The following is an 18,340-nucleotide window of genomic DNA, read 5'->3' as shown; positions in this document are numbered from 1 at the left end:
TCATTTGTAGGAAAATGAAGGGGGTTTTCAACTTTTCAAAAAGGTTCTTTCAAAATAGAAGCGAATAGTTTGAGAAAGGAGGGGTTATATGGAAGTTGTTATAAAAAAGAAACGAACTAGGGGTAAGAAAATTTTCATTTGGTCTAGTAGTATCGTCCTTTTGTTAGTTATATGTACAGCGATTTTTTTGAACATATATACGCTGAAATCTGTGCCAAAGATAGATGGAACGATAAAACTAGAGGATTTACAACGTGCTGTTACGGTAAAGCGAGATAGTAAAGGAGTACCACATATTAAAGCGGAAAATGCACATGATTTATATTTTTCGCAAGGGTATGTACAAGCGCAAGATCGATTATTTCAAATGGATTTAAGTAGAAGGCAAGCTTCTGGGATGTTAAGTGAAGTTGTGGGGGAAGCAGCTGTTGACCGAGATAAGTTGTTTCGAACACTCGGTTTACGGCGAGCAGCCGAAGCGTCTGTTAGCCAATATGATGGAGAAGCAAAATTTGCTCTGCAGTCATTTGCTGATGGGGTGAACGCTTTTATACGCGAGGCAAAAGAGGAAAAGAAATTGCCGGTTGAGTTTACTATATTAGGCTACGAACCTGCTGAATGGTCTATTGTTGATACATTAACAATTGGAAAGTATATGGCGTTTGATTTAGGCGGACATTGGCATGGACAGGCATTTCGATATTGGGCGCTGAAAAATTTGCCGAAAGAGCAAGCAAATGAGTTATTTCCTACATATCCGAAAGATGCGCCTAGATTGCTAGCTGAACTCGAGAATACAAATGTGAATGTTGCACAAAGTTTTGCAAAAACAATCATTCCACCAGAGTTTAATGGTAGTAATAACTGGGTTATAAGCGGTGAGAAGAGTGCGTCTGGTAAGCCGATTTTAGCGGATGATCCTCATTTATCTCTTGCGACACCTTCTATTTGGTATCAATCGAAACTTGAAATGAAAGATTTACATGTGAGTGGCGTTATTTTCGCTGGCGTACCAGGGGTTATATTAGGGCACAATGACAAAATAGCATGGGGCGTTACGAATACAGGTCCTGATGTGCAAGATTTATATATTGAGAAGAGAAATCCTAATAATGAAAATGAATTTCTGTATAACGATAAGTGGGAAAAAGCTACCGTTGTGGATGAATCTATTAAAGTAAAAGGCGGGAAAACAATTCCGTATAATGTTACAGTTACGAGGCATGGCCCAGTCATTTCAGAGTTTGCGGATAAAGGGAAAGAGAAGACGAAAACAGTATTTGCTTTGAAATGGACTGCTTTGGAGCCTTCCGCTGAATTAAAGGCTGTATTAAATATGAATAAGGCGAAAGACTGGAATGAGTTTGAAACGGCACTGCAAGATTTTCATACACCAACTCAAAATTTTGTATTTGCATCAAACGACGGCACAATTGCTTATAAAGCAAATGGAAATATACCAGTGCGTAAAAAAGGTGATGGTAGTCTGCCTGTGCCAGGATGGACAGATGAATATGAATGGGAAGGGTATATCCCGTATGATCAACTTCCAAAAGTAATCAATCCAAAACAAGGGTTTATTTCAACTGCGAATAATAAAATTGTAGATGATAATTATCCGTACCATATTAGTAATACGTGGGCGCAGCCATATAGGCAAATGCGTATTCAAGAGTTTTTACAAGAGAAGGAAAAATATACAGTGAAAGATTTAGAAGAGTTACAGATGGATCAAAAAAATTTATACGGGAAAGAGTTTGCTCCTATATTTTTAAAAGAGTTAAATAAAGCATCTTTAAATGAAGTAGAGAAAGAGGGCGTAAAACAATTAACGAAGTGGAATTTTTACGATAGTAAAGATGAATCGGCACCGTTAATATTCCATCTATTAATGAAAGAGATTTCAAATACGTTATTTTCAAAAGAAATTCCGAAAGATGTGATGGAGTTATTTGAAGGGAAGTCACAAGTTGTGGATGAATTGATTCGAAAAGAAGTAGCAGGAGAAAATAGCGCTTGGTTTAAGAAATACGGGGGCTTCACAAAAGTTGTGCATACATCGTACGAGAATGTAATAAAGAAATTACAGAAGGAATATGGGCCCGATGTTACAGAGTGGAAGTGGGGCGATTACCATCAACTTGCTTTTACACATCCAATTTCAAAATCATCTAGTATGTTAGCACTACTTGCATTTAATCGTGAGAAACCAGTTCCAATTGGCGGAAGTCAAGTTACCGTTCAAGCGGCGAGTTACGGAGATAACGGTATTGTCAATCACGGAGCTTCTTGGCGATTCGTTATTGATACGAAAGATATGTCAAACGGTTATCATATTGTAGGACCAGGACAATCAGGACATTTTAGAAGTGATTGGTATCATGATCAAATAGATGATTGGGTAAATGGCACGTATCATACGACTACATTGAATACGGAGGGGATAGAAGGGAAGGTGTTAAATTTGGAGCCGAAGTGATAGAGTGTTTTTGTTTGTGGAGAGGACTAGTAATAATCTTTTTGATAATGAAATCTTATCATTTAGAACATAACCCAGTTCTTAAATCATTTTAACAGCCAGCCTACTATCATTTAATTGGATAGTAGGCTGTTTCCATATTCGAAATACGCTGTAGCAACCTCTTCAGGATTACGATTATTTCTACATGCTGCAAGTGCTGTAACTAATAAAGCCATTACAACTATTAACATGATCATTCCAGTTTTAAGGGGAATTAGTTAACAAAGACCAGATATTATTTGCAACAGAACTGTTCCTCTGTACCCCTTGTTTCATCATTTTTCTAGGCCATCCAACTTGACAAATGTTTTTTTATCAAACTACAATGAAAATCATTATCAATAATATAGGGAGGATATTTTTGTCAATAAATGAAAAACAATATATTTATAGGTTAATAACTAGATGTTGTTAAGTCGTATGTACTATTTTTAGTTTAGCGTTGCCCAGAATGTACACCAATTAATCTCACGAATTACAAGAAAACTATAATTGAAATGAGGCTTGCATTGTGAAGTTGGACGTGAATGAGTTAGCAGAGTATCTTGCCAATACTCCTTTCCGAGTAGAAGGAGTATATCGTTATGCTAAAAATCCAGGTGTGCCTTGTGCTGAGTCTACAGATTCTTTCCCAGGATTTGTATTTCCACTTACAGGGAAGACGCAATTTCAATTTAATGGTACGCCGTATATCCTTTCCCCAGGAAAAGTTATACATGGGGGTGCAAAAATGACATTAGCCCATAAAATGCTTGGTGAAATAAACTGGGAATATATTCTTGTTTTATATCGGATAAGCAATTCAGAACGAGAAGACTCTGGCTTTACTCATCAGCATTTTGAATTGTTAACAGGGCAATCTCCTCGTCTTGTCGAATTACTTATGCGTCTTTGGGATGTGTATAATCAGCGAGGAGGCATTTCGATGTTTCAGACTGAAATGCTGTTTCGCGAAGCGTTGAATGAAGCTTTATTAAGTGTTGTCAATAGAGAAAACAACTATGAATCGCATACTTTATTCGAACGAATATCTAGTTACGTTCATAAATACTATTATAAAGATATTACAATAAATACGCTTACAGAACAAAATAATGTTAATCGAAATCGTCTTTCTTACGTGTTTAGAAAGCATGCAGGTATGGGGCCAGCAGAATATTTATTGAACTATCGTATAAAGATGGCTCAAAAAATGTTATGTACAAGTGGTGTGCCTGTACAACAAATTGCGCAGGCTGTTGGAATCGCAGACCCTTTTTATTTTAGTAGAGTTTTCAAGAAGCGAGTTGGCATTTCGCCTACTAAATATCGCGAGAAGTTCATCAATAATCCATACTAATGTCAACAGAGGTCCATTCTTATTTGAAAATCACTGTTCTATACTTATGGAGAGTTAAAGGAAACATTAGATTGAAAGTACTTTCATTGAAATCACTCCTTTGTACTATCTGAATGAAAAGTTCTGGCCTGAGCATTTTCTTTTTAAGCGTAATAACGACTTTTTTACTTAGATTACTGTAATATAGTGGAAGTTGAAAATGAGGAGGGATCATTATCCATTACCAACCTATTAAACTAAATGACGAGTTATCTAAAATTAACGATTATTGGTATCCACAAGTGATTAGTGAAATGAATGACGATCAAATTCAGCTTTTTAAAGCTAATGGAGATTTTATATGGCATGAGCATCCTAATACAGATAAGCTATTTATTGTGCTTGAAGGGGAGATGTTCATCGATTTTCGTGATGGACAGGTGAAAATTTCTAAAGGCGAGATGTTTATTGTCCCGAGGGGCGTTGAGCATAAACCGTTCACTGAAAAGGAATCCTACATTATGTTGGTAGAGCCTAAAAGGGAAATGGATTGATAATCGTAAAAAGATAAAAAAGGAGCGGAAATCCGTTCCTTTTTTATTTATCTTACTATTTTTGGGAACTTAATGTGAATAAAATGTGAATAAGGGATGAATAGCATTTTATCAATAAAAATTTATTGGGTTTTTTGTGGAATATATATGAAACGTTGTATAAAATAATCAAGAAAGCCAAAAATTATAGGGGGAAAGTTGTGAAGAAAAATAAGAGTTTAATAAGTTTTTTAGGAGTGTTTATTATGCTGTTTTCTTTTTGTTTTCAAGGAAATGTACAGGCAGATGTAAATACTGTTCAATCTGGAAAAATTAAATCAGGAAATGTAACGGTATGGGAAGTTGGAAATGTAGCGAAAGTGTTAGCTGATGTAGAGCGCTTAAATTTAAATACAGTAAATGTACCGATTCAGGTAGATATTCCGAATGTGACTTCTACGAACATGGTAATTAATCAAGCGCAAAAGCAACAGGCTATTATTTTAATTCAAGAATTATTAAAGCGTAATATTCAAGTTATAGTAGAACCGTTCCCATATATTCAGCAAGGAAATGTTGGAGAAACGGAATGGAATCCAAGTAATATTAATGATTTCTTCTGGAATTGGAAAACGGTTATTTTGCAAGACATCTTTAACTCGATTACAAGTAAATACAATGTGTACGGGCTCAAGATTGCTTCTAATTTCGTGAATATGGAATATGCAGAAGGATATTGGAGCGATACGATTGATTTTGTTCGCCAGCAGTATAAAGGAAATGTTTTGTATCAAATGAATTGGTGGTTAACAGCAAGCTGGGATCCTTCATATGAAGCGAAGTTTGTTGAGAAAATAAATCGTCCGTATTTAAAGAAGGTAGACATTGTTAGTATCGATAGTTGGTTTGAAGTTTCGGAAAAAAGAAATCCATCATACGAAGAAGTGAAGCAAAGTTTATTTGCGACGACAGTGTATAACCGTGGACAAAATGTTGTTCAACAACTAGAACAATTACATAAAGCAACAGGAAAACCGGTTTATTTTGGCGGATTTAACGTTCCAGCGCGTGAACTAGGCTTGCAAAATCCGTGGAATCCAGATGTTTCTAATGTGTTTTCAAAAGACGTACAATTAAACGGATGGCGCGCTTACCGTGACGTATTAGAACCAAAGCCATATTTTAAAGGTTTTTCAATTTGGTTTATTGGTTCTAATGATAGTACGCATGCGTATCAAATACATAGTCAAGAAACGGCGGCAGTTATTAACGGCTGGTACCGAAAATAATTTTTATAAAATAGGTAAGTTTTAAAGTTTGGCACATATATTTCTAGTGAAAGGCCTTTCACCATCTTATCACCTAGGGGGCAATCATAATGAAATTTTTGTCTTACCTTACAGTAATTTTGGTGATTCTTGGCGGTTTGAATTGGTTATTTGTAGCGTTAGATTACAATGTAGTTGAGAAATGGTTTGGTTCTATGCCGGCGCTTGTGGACACTATTTATTGGCTCATTGGTCTTTCTGCAATTTATCAAATTTTTGATCGGTTCTTTACGGACAATTAGCAATTATACTTTATTACTAGAGTGTTAAGTACGATTATGTACTTAACACTTTTTTATGTGTTTATAAAAACATTGGCACTTGCAAGCGATTCCATTGCGTCTTACGCCGTAATAATAGAAAACAAATTGACCATGTCTTGTATTGTGGGTTATAATTCAGAAAGTTTAAAAAATACCAAAATGAGAAATAGGGAGGTCATCCGGGTGATGGAAAGAGTGTATAATTTTTCAGCAGGACCATCAATACTCCCTTTGCCAGTTTTAGAGAAAGTGCAAAAGGAGCTAGTAAATTATAACGGGACAGGCATGTCTATTATGGAAATGAGTCATCGATCTTCTTATTTTCAAAGTATTATAGAGGAAGCGAGTAGCTTACTTCGTGAATTAATGAACATTCCTGATGAGTATGAAGTATTGTTTTTACAAGGCGGTGCGTCATTACAATTTTCTATGATACCGCTGAATGTAATGAATACGTATAAAAAAGCAGGATATATATTGACTGGCTCATGGTCTAAAAAGGCGATGCAAGAAGCTGAAAAAGTAGGAGAAGTGCAAGTGATTGCTTCTTCTGAAAATGAGAAGTTTACTACAATTCCTAAACTGGATGGTTTACTAGGCGATGAAAAACTAGATTATGTACATATTACAACGAACAATACAATTGAGGGAACGAAGTATGTGGACATTCCACATGTAGATAAAGTACCGCTCGTTGCGGATATGTCCTCAAATATTTTATCAGAACGATATGATGTTTCGAAGTTTGGTCTTATATATGCGGGAGCGCAAAAGAATTTAGGGCCAGCAGGCTTAACGATTGCAATTATAAAAAGAGATTTAATTGGGGGAGCAGATCGCTCTTGTCCTACGATGTTAAACTATGAAACTTACAGTAAAAATAACTCCTTATATAATACACCGCCGTCCTTTAGTATTTACGTAACGAAACTTGTACTAGAGTGGCTGAAAGAGCAAGGTGGAGTATCTGCGATTGAAGAACAAAATAGAATGAAATCTTCACTACTTTATAATTTCTTAGATGAATCAAAATTGTTTACTTCACCAGTTGATCCTACGTATCGATCACTTATGAACATCCCGTTTACAACACCGTCAGAAGAGCTGAACAGTGAGTTTTTACAAAAAGCGAAAGAACGAGGACTTGTTACACTAAAAGGACATCGCTCAGTCGGTGGTATGCGCGCAAGTATTTATAATGCGATGCCAGCACACGGCGTACAGCAATTAGTAAATTATATGAAGGAATTTGAGCTTGAGAATAGATAGGGAGATGGGGATATGTTTCGTGTTCAAACGTTAAATCAAATTGCAGAAAAAGGTTTGCAAGTGCTTAGCGGAGAGCGCTATGAAGTAGGGGAGAGAATGGACCACCCAGACGGTATTTTACTTCGCAGCTATTCTTTACATCAAGAAGAGTTTTCAAAAGATTTAAAGGCGATTGCCAGAGCTGGTGCTGGTGTAAATAATATTCCCGTCGAGCGATGTACAGAAAAAGGGATTGTAGTCTTTAATACGCCAGGGGCAAATGCTAATGCAGTAAAGGAACTTATTATCGCCAGTCTTATTATGTCTTCACGTAACATTATTAACGGAGTAAGCTGGACGAAAAATTTAGAAGGTGAAGAAGTACCGCAGCTTGTTGAATCAGGAAAAAAACAATTCGTTGGATCAGAGATTGCAGGGAAACGTCTAGGTGTTATCGGACTTGGCGCAATTGGTGCTTTAGTTGCGAACGATGCGTTAGCTTTAGGGATGGACGTTGTCGGATATGATCCTTACATTTCAGTTGAAACAGCTTGGCGCCTTTCTACACATGTGCAAAGAGCATTTAGTTTAGATGAAATTTTTGCAACGTGTGATTATATTACACTGCATATTCCTCTTACGAATCAAACGAAGGGGATTATTGGTGAACACGCTGTAGAGAAGATGAAAAAAGGGATGCGTCTATTCAATTTTTCTAGAGGTGAACTTGTAGATGAAAAGGTTCTTCAAAAAGCGTTAGAAGAAGATGTTATTGCACATTACGTAACGGACTTCCCAAATGAAAATGTGATAAAGATGAAAAATGTAACTGCGACGCCTCACCTTGGTGCATCTACGTCTGAATCAGAAGAAAATTGTGCAGTCATGGCAGCGCGTCAATTACGTGAATATTTAGAGACAGGAAATATTCGTAACTCAGTCAACTATCCAAACGTAGAATTGCCGTATATCGGAAAGAAACGTATTACAATCATGCATCAAAACGTTCCGAACATGGTAGGACAAATTACAGGATGTTTAGCAGAACATCATATAAATATTGCGGATATGATTAATCGTAGTAAACATTCTTGGGCGTACACGATGATTGATATTGATAACGGAATTGATGATATAATAAAAGAGAACATTGTGGAAAATATAAGCAAAATTACAGGTGTTGTAGCCGTTCGAATGATTGTGTAAAGGAGAGAGGAATGTGGCAAAAATCCGACCGTTTCGGGCCATTCGTCCAGTAGAAGAAAAAGCAGCACAAGTTGCAGCTTTACCATATGACGTATTAAATAGTGAAGAAGCAAGAGAGGTTGTAAAAGGGAATCCGTATTCTTTCTTACACGTTGATAAAGCAGAAATTGATTTAGACCCAGCGCTTTCACCGTACGATGATCGCGTATATGAAAAAGCGGGTGAAAATTTAAATCGATTGATACGAGAAGAAGTGTTCATTCAAGACGAAGAGCCAGCGTTATACATTTATGAACTGACGATGCAAGGAAGAACGCAGTCCGGTCTTGTCGTTTGTACATCTATTGATGAGTATGAAGACGATACAATTAAAAAACATGAAAGAACGCGCCATGAAAAAGAACTTGATCGTATTCGCCACGTAGATGTGTGTGACGCAAATACAGGTCCTATCTTTTTAACATATCGTACAAAAGAAGAAGTGAAACGTTTCATCGCAAACTGGAAAGCAGAACATACGCCAATCTATACATTTACAGCGGAAGACGGCGTTAGGCATATTGCTTGGAAAATAGATGATGAAGAAGTAATTGCAAGTTTAGTAAACTTATTTGAAGATATTCCTAATCTTTATATTGCAGATGGACATCACCGCTCGGCATCAGCTGCAAAAGTAGGGCTCATGCGAAGAGAGCAATATCCGAACTACACAGGAGAAGAGGAGTTTAATTTCTTCCTATCAGTTTTATTCCCTCACGATGAATTATCAATTTGGGACTATAACCGAGTTGTGAAAGATTTAAATGGCTTTTCAGAGGAACAGTTTTTAAATCAAATTACGCAGTACTTTTATGTAGAAGAAGCATCTGTATCTCCGTATAAACCAAATGAACCAAAAACATTTGGCATGTATGTGAACGAGAAGTGGTATAAGCTCACAGTGAAAGAGGAAACGTTTGATGCGAATGATCTTGTGAAAGGTTTAGATGTATCTATTCTGCAAGATCACTTATTAAGCCAAGTACTTGAAATACATGATCCGCGATCTGATTCACGTATCGACTTTGTCGGAGGAATCCGCGGATTAGAAGAACTAGAACGCCTTGTAAATAGCGGTGAATATAAAGCGGCGTTCTCGCTATATCCGACATCAATGGAATCTTTATTAGCAATCGCAGACGCTGGAGAAGTTATGCCACCAAAATCAACGTGGTTTGAACCGAAACTGCGCAGTGGGTTGTTTGTACATTCTTTAAAATAAATATAGACTTCATTAGTTTGAAAAACCGAAATGATTTTAGTTTCGGTTTTTCTTATTTTAAAAGAGTTAAGGACATTCCTAGTATTACAAGAAATGTCCTTTCCACTAAATTATAGGATATTTTGCTGAAATTCAAACTCTAAAATTAGTTTACTAGTTTGACCTGCAAACTGATAATGATAGGATCCTCTCAGGTTTTCTAAGTTACCGGTAGCTTTAATAATTGTTCCTGGAGAATCTAAATTTCCTTTATCAAATATTCCTTGCTCTATAGCTGTAAATGTCCCTTGTTGCCCTTTATAAATTCCTTCAAAGTGTAAAAAACCAGAAATTTTAGCAGTAGCCAAGTGACCATCATTTATATTTGAGTCTAAATAATATAATAAGTATTCAACAAAAGCTTTTCCTTTTAATTCCCCATCAATATCATATTCAACATGGGCAATATTAATAGGGAAATCTTTTTTTGTATCATCAATTGGTTTTTCATCCCATTTACTTACTGTAAATGTTACTTCCATACACGTAATCTCCCTCCAATTATATACTTTTAAAAAGTATCCGTTCACATTCATATCTCATAGGAGTGATTTTATTCATTCCACGCCACTTTCTAAAATAGAGAACGATCCATTTCCACAATCAATTTCTGCCATTGCGCCGTAAGGTAAAATAAACTTCGGTTCAGTATGGCCAAAATTTAAATTATAAAGAATCGGCAAATCTTCTAAGTTATATTCTCTCATAACTTTCAGTATTTCATCTTTATATTCTTCATAGTATTGTTCATCTTTCGGTTTACCGAAAATGATACCTTTTGCTTTTTGCAGAATGCCTTGCGCTGCATAATTTCGTAACCAATACTTTATATAACTTGGTTCTGGATGATCTTCAGAAGTTTCAAAGAAGAGAATACTATCCTCCCAATGTTTTTTCTCAGGCCAAAGTTCCGTTCCTTTTGCAAATTCTAGTACTTCAATGCAACCACCAATTAAACGCCCTTGTACAGTAGTAGAGCCTTGAAGTAACTCATACCCGTTGTTTTGCTGCATCGTACGTCTTGTATCCTTATTTATTTCGATCCATTCTAAACGCTCACTTGTCCATTTATGAGCTGGTTGAATTTCGCCAATCACTTCATTGGAAAAGAGAGTTCGATTTACCATTTCAACCGTATATGGATCCATCTCTACATTTTCAGCAAAGTCGGTCAAAATTGCCGGACCGTATAAAGAGGAAAGACCTGCTTTATGACAAAATAAATGTGAAATAGTAACGTCAGAGTATCCCATAAAAATTTTCGGATTTTCACGTATTACATTAAAATCTATATGAGGAAGTAAGCGAATGCTATCTTCACCGCCAATATTCGCAATAATTGCTTTCACGCGCGTATCTTTAAATGCTGTCATTAAATCTTCCGCACGAGCTTGTGGGTTGTTATAAATGAATTCGCTACCTTTTAAACTATTTGGCATGGGAACAACCGTAAGACCGAAAACTTCTTCTAACCTCTTTACCCCTTGCTCATATCGCCATCTTATTTCAGGATCACCTGCTCCTCCCCATGAAGGACTTACTGTTGCCACAACATCTCCTGCCTGTAATCTCTTTGGTTTTATTAACATGTTAACTCCGCTCCTACATAATGTAATGGACTACGATTATACGTAACATTGAAAAATATGATGCATGACATTAGTTTCTTCATCATCAATCTGTTTACCTGCTGTGATGCAAGAATTTAGCAGTAGTGCTGAATATAGGAATAATCGATCTATATTTAAAAAGTACAGTATGCATCATTGTATAAGAAAGATGGTTGATATTTTCTACAATCTGTAACTGTAATGATTATAAGTTGGCCGTATTCAATCCGAAAAATAAAATTATCATGAATGGAGAGGTTACAGCTTTTCCTGAACAAGAAAGCTATCGTCTTTAGGCACTTGAGATGAAAGTGGGATTGGATCCGGAGTGTCACTAAAAATCGTAACGTTCGTGGTACTTTAAGTGTCTGAAGTATAGGGAGTTTCTTCGTTTTTTTGTTGGGGTTTTTAGGGGAGTATTCTTTAATTATTAGATAGAGAGATAAAATAAAATACACCTAGTTAATAGGTGTATTTTTTAGAATTGAAAACCACATAACATCGAATGGTTTTCTTGTAAACATATAGGAACAGTAGTATAGATTGTTTTTAATTTTGTTAACTTACCAACCTGTACCATGTTCAGAATTAGCAGGAGCACCGCCAGTATTGCCATGAGCTTCAAATTTTGGAGCAGGGAAATGTGTATGTCCTTCTTGTTTAGGAGCCCCACCAGTGTCACCAATGTTTAATGCAGGAGCCCAAGTATCCGCATGTGAATCTAATTTTGAGCTTAAATCAGCATGTGTCTCTTGTTTAGGAGCAGGGAAATGTTCGTGCCCCTCAAGCTTCGGAGTCGGCGTATCACCAACATTTAAAGCAGGAGCGCCAGTATTACCATGCGCTTCTAACGTAGGAGCAAAGAAGTCAGCGTGACTCTCTTGTTTAGGAGCCATTCCTTCTCCATGAGTATTTGTATAAGAAGGAGCCCAAGTATCCCCTATATTGTATGATGAAATAGGAGGTCTGCCATGATCATAAGCAGGAGCGCCACCGCCATCTCCAATGCTTACTGATTTCGGAGCAGGAGTATCCCCAACATTGAAAGCAGGAGCGCCACCGTAGTCACCATGATTTTCTAATTTCGGAGCAAAAGTTTCACCGTGCTCAGCTTTTACAACGCCGCCATCCCCAATATTTACACCAAAAAGACCAAAGCTAAACACTGATAACCCTACAACAGCTGTACTAATTTTTCTTTTCAATCTATCTCTCTCCTTTTTATTGTTTTATTTCATTTTGTCTAAACGTGGTAGATAAAATGAAACGAATCGTAAAAAAATTCCAAATATATTACGATATACGAATAATTCTGTGTAATATTTTGTAAAACCTCCTTGAAATTTGAATTTTATGAAAATAAAATTCGACATGGTTCATTATTCAACTAGTTGAATAAATTTTGATTGAGTTTTTATAAAGCTATTCGTTAACCTTAGGACCGAAAGTGGTTCTTAATTTCTTTATACCGTGGTCATAAGGTTATTTTAGCTTTGAATTAAATTAAAGCCCTCTTGTTGTATATTTAAAAAGTACAGTATGCAACATTGCATAAGAAAGGGGGTTGCTATTTTCTACAACCTGTAACTATAATAGTTACAGGTTGGTCGTATCCAATCAAAAATAAAATCATCATGAATGGAGATGTTTCATAATGGGTATGAAAAAATTAATTTTAGCAGGTGCTTTAGGAATCGCAGCATTATCAGGAACGAATTTACCAGGGTTAGAACTAACAAAAGCGAGTGCTGCTTCTATAGAATCGAATTTCTCAACATTAGAAGGGCGAGTAGTAGAAGTAGATAACGGTGTAATTGTCGTAAAATCTAAGCAATACGAAGAACCTGTTAGTGTATATATGGATTCATTTTCAAATGTGAAAGTAGGAGATGAAGTAAAAGCTACTGGATCTATGATGCGTAATTTTACAGAATATATGGTTGCAACTGCAATTGAAAATACAACAAATAAGTTAGGCATGCACATGAAAGAAGATGGCTCACCTGATTATGTAATTGGTGAAGTATCAAAAGTAGAAACGATGGAAGATGAGGGAGACGGTGCTACTAAATATGTCGTAGTGGAGTATCCATCGCTAAACGGGAAGAAAGTGATTATTGATGTTTTCTTAACAAAGGGACAAGTATTTCATGCGGGTGAGAAAGTGAAAATTGATATGAATTATGTGGGATGGGGTGGAAGTTCTATTAACTGGAACACAGTTGACCATATTGAAAAAGTTCATGAGGTAAAGAGCAACGTTGAAAATAATGATGATGTTTGGATTTGGTCTTAATTAGACTTCTGTAAATAATAAATGGATTATTCAGTACCTAGCAAATGGTCATACACATGACTATTTGCTAGGTACTTTTTTGTTTTGTATTTTTTGAGAATAAGGTATTCCTGACTAGAATATGATGTTTAAATCGGAGTAAATTTAAAAAATACAATAATGAAAGAGGTGTTTATATATGGAGCGAGATGAGAATTATTTACGAGCTAAAAAAAGAGTGGAGAATTTAAAAGCGTTTTATATTCATTTAGCATTATATATACTAGTTAACTTAATGCTTTTTTTTATAAATATAAGCTCTGATTCAAGTAAATTATGGTTTTTATATCCACTTGCAGGCTGGGGGATTGGTATCGTTATACATGGTTTGACAACTTTTCCATTCGGGATATTCGGAAAAGAGTGGGAAGAACGAAAGATTAAAGAGTATATGGAGAAAGATAAGTAAATCCAGTTTAATCATTCGATTTTCAAAATAATACTGAGGATGGGGTATTGTTCTACGTCTATTTAGAAAAATGGGATACAAAGCAGTAAGGTGTGACCCTCGTGGTAAAGACCTTACGGAGGATTTCTATTTATATAAATCTCTTTAAAAAAACAAAGATGCGAAGTCTCTTCTATGACTTCGCGTCTTTGTTTTTTTGTTTAGAAGGATTAATAAGCTATTCTCGTATTCACATAAGCGACTCCTATAACATGTTCAATGATAATAATAGAAGAAATAATTTGATAAACGAGGTAATAGTGGTGAAAAATCGAAGAAATACATCGCTACACCTCTAAAATTAATTTATGTACATTCTATAAATCGTTGCGCTCTTTTAGAAAGCTTCCGATCTTTCAGCCATATAATTGATGATTCAGACTCATAAGGGAAATCTATTAAATCTACTATTTTTATAAATTCTTGTGGGATATGAGATACAGCACTTTTCGGCAAGATAGAGGCACCGATGCCAGTCATGATAAGCATAAGAATAAATGCTGAGTCAGGACATTCACATGCTATATTTAATGTTATACCAAGGTGCTTGCATTCATCGATGACGAGCTGATGATAGCTATTTTCTTTATCTTTATGTAAAAGTAAAAGGGGAATATGGCTTAATTCGGTTAGAGGGATTGGGAGGTGAGAATGATATAGTTCCCATTTAGCAGGCATGACTAATACGAAAGGTTCTTTTGATAAACATATACTAGAAAAAACATCTTTATTAAAAGGTGTACGCAAAATAGCGAGTTCGATATGCCGATTTTCTAATTGCTCTATTAAGTATGAAGGGCCACCTTCCCATATTTTTAAGTTCACATTTGGATAGTTATCTTGAAAATAGCGTATTTTTTCAGAGAGAAAAGGAATGCAAGAATGAAATGCTCCAATAGATAGCTTGCCCCTTAGCCCTTCACCGGTATCTTTAATCTCCGTAATAGTTTCTTCTAATTGATGAATAATGTTTTTTGCTTTCGTATATAAAATTTTTCCTTCTTCAGTCAAATGCATATTTCGGCCGTTTCTTTCAAAGAGGTTTACTGATAATTCTTGTTCTAGTAGCGATAGTTGTCTACTTAGAGGTGGCTGTGCCATATGAAGTCGTTGGGCAGCACGGGTAAGCTGTTTTTCTTCAGCGATTACAATAAAGTAACGAAGTTTTCTTATATCCATGTCAAAGTCCCTTTCTATACCATTTTTGTATGGGAAAACAACCTTATAGATAGTTTTCATATAATCTCCCACATGATATCATAAACAAAAAGTTTTAAAAATAGAAAATTCTAAAAATTTAAAATAATATTCAAAAAAGTAATAACTTGAAAATAGATCATATCGTTTTGAGGGGGGATTTTGATGAAAGTCTCGTTATTTATTACTTGTTTATCAGATGTGTTTTTTCCTCAAGTAGGTAAGAGTGTCGTAGAAATTATGAATCAATGCGGAGTGGAACTAGATTTCCCTGAAGGACAGACTTGTTGCGGACAACCAGCTTACAATAGTGGATATCAAGAAGATGCAAAACTAGCAGCAAAGCAAATGATTAAAGCATTTGAACATAGTGAATATATTGTGACGCCTTCAGGTTCTTGCGCTAGCATGGTTCATCATTATTATAAAGAGATGTTTAAAGGTGATAGTGAATGGTATGAAAAAGCGGTTCATTTAGCGGATAGAACGTATGAGTTGACGGACTTTTTAGTGAATGTACTTGGGAAAAATGATTGGAAATCTAAGTTGGTTGAGAAAGCTGTTTTCCATCAATCTTGTCATATGAGTCGGGCGCTCGGGATTAAAGAGGAACCACTGAAGTTATTATCGCAAGTAGAAGGTCTAGACATAAAAGAATTACCATATTGCCAAGATTGCTGCGGGTTTGGTGGTACTTTTGCAGTGAAAATGAGCTCGATTTCTGAAACGATGGTTGATGAAAAAATAAAACATATCGAGGCGACAGAAGCAAATCTCTTAATTGGAGCAGATATGGGATGTCTTATGAATATTGGGGGAAGATTGCGTAGGAAAAATAAAAATATTCAAGTGTTACATGTAGCAGAAGTACTGGCGAAGGGGCTGAATAAATGAGTGTGGCGGGGGAACTAGATTTTTTGAAAAGAGTAGATAAAGCGTTGCAAGATCCACAGATGAGAAGCGCGGTTCCGTTTACACAAGATCGGCTTCGGATGGGACGGGAACAAGCTACACAGGAATTAGGGAATATGGAAGAATGGCGCGAGGCAGCATCTGAAATTCGGATGCACACAATCGGAAATTTAGATAGTTATTTGGAACAATTAGCTACTAATGTTCGGAAAAATGGGGGGCATGTGCATTTCGCTTTCAAAGCAGAAGATGCTGTATCATATGTTTCTGAAATCGTAAGAAAAAAAGGAGCGAGATCAGTAATTAAGTCAAAGTCCATGGTTTCAGAAGAAATACATCTTAATAAAAACTTAGAAGAGATGGGGGTAAAAGTAGTAGAGTCTGATCTTGGGGAGTATATTATTCAATTAGCTGGAGAAACGCCATCCCATTTAATCGCCCCGGCCATTCATAAGACGAAGGAACAAGTAGCAGAGCTTTTTTCTAAGGAAGCAGGAAGAAAGATCCCAGTTGATACGAATCAATTACTACAATTTGCTAGGGAGCAATTGCGTAAAGAGTTTTTAGAAGCTGATATTGGTATTTCCGGTTGTAACTTTGCGGTAGCGGAATCTGGATCAGTTGTTCTTATAAGTAATGAAGGAAATGCTCGCCTTACTACGACATTGCCAAAGGTTCATATTGCGATTATGGGGATGGAACGCCTTGTTCCGACATGGAAAGATCTTGATGTAGTCGTTTCGATGTTAACAAGAAGTGCTACAGGCCAAAAGATTACATCTTATGTAACTGGAATTAATGGGGCGCGTTTACATGAAGATATGGATGGACCTGAAGAATTTCATTTAATTATTTTAGATAATGGCCGTTCTGATTTTTTAGGAACTGCTTATGAAGAAGTATTAAAGTGTATAAGGTGCGGAGCATGTGTAAATGTTTGTCCTGTGTATCGCAATATTGGAGGACATGCTTATGGAAGTGTTTATAGCGGGCCAATTGGAGCAGTACTTGCGCCTTTATTAGAAGGATATGAAGAGTTAAAAGAATTACCTTTTGCATCAAGTTTGTGCGGAGCATGTACAGATGTTTGCCCTGTGAAAATCCCATTACATGACCTTCTCATTGAACATCGTAAAGATGTCGTGGAACAAGGGTTTATAACGAAATTTGAGCAACTTGCCTTTAAAGGTTTCACGTTTATGGCGAGTCATCCATTCATTTATGAGAAAGCGATTAAAATGGCACATACAGGTTTATCAATATTTGCAAAAGATGGTTATATTGCGAATGGACCAGGTCCATTAAAAGGATGGACAGAAAGTAGAGATTTTCCAAAACCTGCGAAACAATCATTCCGTGATTGGTGGAAAAAAGAAACGAGGGATTCATAATATGAATACGGATGTACAAGAGTCTTTTTTAAACAATATCGCACGTAAATTAAATCGAGAACGTCGCTCGGGAGTTACTCCTCCCAGGTGGAAAAACAATCCACTTAGCCACTTTTCTAATGAGATAGATCACGAAAGTTTAATAGAGCAGTTTATTGCAAACTTGCATACGTTACATACAGAAGTAAGTCATATACACCGTTCAGAAATAGGGAGTGCACTTCAGTATGTTGTACATAAATTTAATGTTCAATCTGCGGTGTATTGGGATGATGATAGATTACATCAACTTGAAATAGGAAAGCATTTAATAGGAAATTTCGTTTCTCATCGAATGTGGCAAAGGAAAGAAGGGGAAAGAGAACTACGGGATTATGCAGCTCAGGTTGATATGGGAATTACATATGCTGAAATGGGACTTGCTGAGACGGGAACGGTTGTTTTATGGAATGGTGGTGGACGGGGGCGTTTAGTTAGCGTTTTGCCAGCAGTTTATGTAGCAATTCTCTCAGAACATACAATTTATAGACGCTTAACAGAAGGAGTAACTAGAATTCATGAACAGGTTTCGAATGGTTTACCTGCCTGTATTAATTTTATCACTGGGCCTAGCCGGACAGGTGATATTGAGATGGAATTAGCTTTTGGAGTTCATGGCCCCGGTAAGGTCCATGTCATTCTATTAAAGGATTAGAAAGAAAAACAAAAGAATGCGGGGGGAGTGGGAATT

17 protein-coding genes are annotated in these 18,340 nt (G+C 36.3%); 13 read left to right on the top strand and 4 right to left on the bottom strand.

Going from position 1 to position 18,340, the window contains the following annotated elements; translation table 11 throughout:
* Positions 1-88 precede the first annotated feature (88 nt).
* From PDQ40_RS08740 to PDQ40_RS08705, 8 genes are all read left to right on the top strand, one after another.
* Positions 89-2,479, top strand: coding sequence for a penicillin acylase family protein (locus PDQ40_RS08740; protein WP_098946596.1), 2,391 nt, complete (start codon positions 89-91; stop codon positions 2,477-2,479).
* Positions 2,480-3,032: 553 nt separating this feature from the next.
* The gene (locus PDQ40_RS08735; protein WP_000762809.1) at positions 3,033-3,860 is read left to right on the top strand and encodes a helix-turn-helix transcriptional regulator; all 828 of its coding nucleotides are present in this window, start codon (positions 3,033-3,035) and stop codon (positions 3,858-3,860) included.
* A 293-nt stretch (positions 3,861-4,153) separates the two neighbouring features.
* Complete coding sequence (locus PDQ40_RS08730; protein WP_142289304.1) at positions 4,154-4,393, top strand: cupin domain-containing protein; 240 nt, start codon at positions 4,154-4,156, stop codon at positions 4,391-4,393.
* A gap of 200 nt (positions 4,394-4,593) precedes the next feature.
* Entirely contained in the window at positions 4,594-5,661 is a 1,068-nt protein-coding gene (locus PDQ40_RS08725; protein ID WP_000739777.1) for a glycoside hydrolase family 113, read from the top strand.
* An 89-nt stretch (positions 5,662-5,750) separates the two neighbouring features.
* Complete coding sequence (locus tag PDQ40_RS08720) at positions 5,751-5,942, top strand: DUF378 domain-containing protein (RefSeq protein ID WP_000670803.1); 192 nt, start codon at positions 5,751-5,753, stop codon at positions 5,940-5,942.
* Positions 5,943-6,149: 207 nt separating this feature from the next.
* On the top strand, positions 6,150-7,232 hold the full coding sequence (gene serC / locus PDQ40_RS08715; RefSeq protein ID WP_000442944.1) for a 3-phosphoserine/phosphohydroxythreonine transaminase: 1,083 nt from the start codon (positions 6,150-6,152) through the stop codon (positions 7,230-7,232).
* A gap of 12 nt (positions 7,233-7,244) precedes the next feature.
* Complete coding sequence (locus PDQ40_RS08710; protein WP_000490260.1) at positions 7,245-8,417, top strand: 3-phosphoglycerate dehydrogenase family protein; 1,173 nt, start codon at positions 7,245-7,247, stop codon at positions 8,415-8,417.
* Positions 8,418-8,430: 13 nt separating this feature from the next.
* A complete protein-coding gene (locus PDQ40_RS08705; RefSeq protein WP_001063063.1) occupies positions 8,431-9,678 on the top strand; it encodes a DUF1015 domain-containing protein in 1,248 nt (415 codons plus the stop codon).
* A gap of 110 nt (positions 9,679-9,788) precedes the next feature.
* Here the strand turns inward: PDQ40_RS08705 and PDQ40_RS08700 are convergent, their stop codons facing one another.
* From PDQ40_RS08700 to PDQ40_RS08690, 3 genes are all read right to left on the bottom strand, one after another.
* Positions 9,789-10,199: a DUF3224 domain-containing protein gene (locus tag PDQ40_RS08700; protein ID WP_000454098.1), complete on the bottom strand. Its 411-nt coding sequence runs from the start codon at positions 10,197-10,199 to the stop codon at positions 9,789-9,791.
* 75 nt (positions 10,200-10,274) lie between these two features.
* A complete protein-coding gene (locus PDQ40_RS08695; protein WP_270691375.1) occupies positions 10,275-11,306 on the bottom strand; it encodes a S66 family peptidase in 1,032 nt (343 codons plus the stop codon).
* Between the two features lie 584 nt (positions 11,307-11,890).
* Entirely contained in the window at positions 11,891-12,532 is a 642-nt protein-coding gene (locus tag PDQ40_RS08690; protein WP_000823366.1) for a hypothetical protein, read from the bottom strand.
* A 449-nt stretch (positions 12,533-12,981) separates the two neighbouring features.
* Here PDQ40_RS08690 and PDQ40_RS08685 point away from each other — a divergent pair, with 449 nt between their 5' ends.
* On the top strand, positions 12,982-13,623 hold the full coding sequence (locus tag PDQ40_RS08685) for a F0F1 ATP synthase subunit alpha (protein ID WP_000525516.1): 642 nt from the start codon (positions 12,982-12,984) through the stop codon (positions 13,621-13,623).
* Between the two features lie 178 nt (positions 13,624-13,801).
* Positions 13,802-14,071: a 2TM domain-containing protein gene (locus tag PDQ40_RS08680; protein WP_000438991.1), complete on the top strand. Its 270-nt coding sequence runs from the start codon at positions 13,802-13,804 to the stop codon at positions 14,069-14,071.
* 345 nt (positions 14,072-14,416) lie between these two features.
* Here PDQ40_RS08680 and PDQ40_RS08675 read toward each other — a convergent pair whose 3' ends face one another.
* Complete coding sequence (locus PDQ40_RS08675; protein WP_001997873.1) at positions 14,417-15,289, bottom strand: LysR family transcriptional regulator; 873 nt, start codon at positions 15,287-15,289, stop codon at positions 14,417-14,419.
* Between the two features lie 183 nt (positions 15,290-15,472).
* Between PDQ40_RS08675 and PDQ40_RS08670 the strand changes: the two genes are divergently transcribed.
* From PDQ40_RS08670 to PDQ40_RS08660, 3 genes are read left to right on the top strand one after another with little or no spacing between them, the layout of a single operon-like run.
* Positions 15,473-16,201, top strand: a complete 729-nt coding sequence (locus PDQ40_RS08670; RefSeq protein ID WP_000868790.1) for a (Fe-S)-binding protein — start codon at positions 15,473-15,475, stop codon at positions 16,199-16,201.
* Positions 16,198-17,610, top strand: coding sequence for a LutB/LldF family L-lactate oxidation iron-sulfur protein (locus PDQ40_RS08665; protein ID WP_000109347.1), 1,413 nt, complete (start codon positions 16,198-16,200; stop codon positions 17,608-17,610). Before PDQ40_RS08670 ends, PDQ40_RS08665 begins: the two co-directional genes overlap by 4 nt.
* Position 17,611: 1 nt before the next feature.
* Complete coding sequence (locus tag PDQ40_RS08660) at positions 17,612-18,304, top strand: LutC/YkgG family protein (protein WP_001090795.1); 693 nt, start codon at positions 17,612-17,614, stop codon at positions 18,302-18,304.
* Positions 18,305-18,340 lie beyond the last annotated feature (36 nt).

Origin of the sequence: Bacillus cereus group sp. Bc061 (assembly GCF_027715825.1) — a bacterium.
Lineage (GTDB): Bacteria > Bacillota > Bacilli > Bacillales > Bacillaceae_G > Bacillus_A > Bacillus_A paranthracis.
Note: the sequence above shows the minus strand (reverse complement) of the source record. Positions and strands in the feature narration are given on the sequence as shown.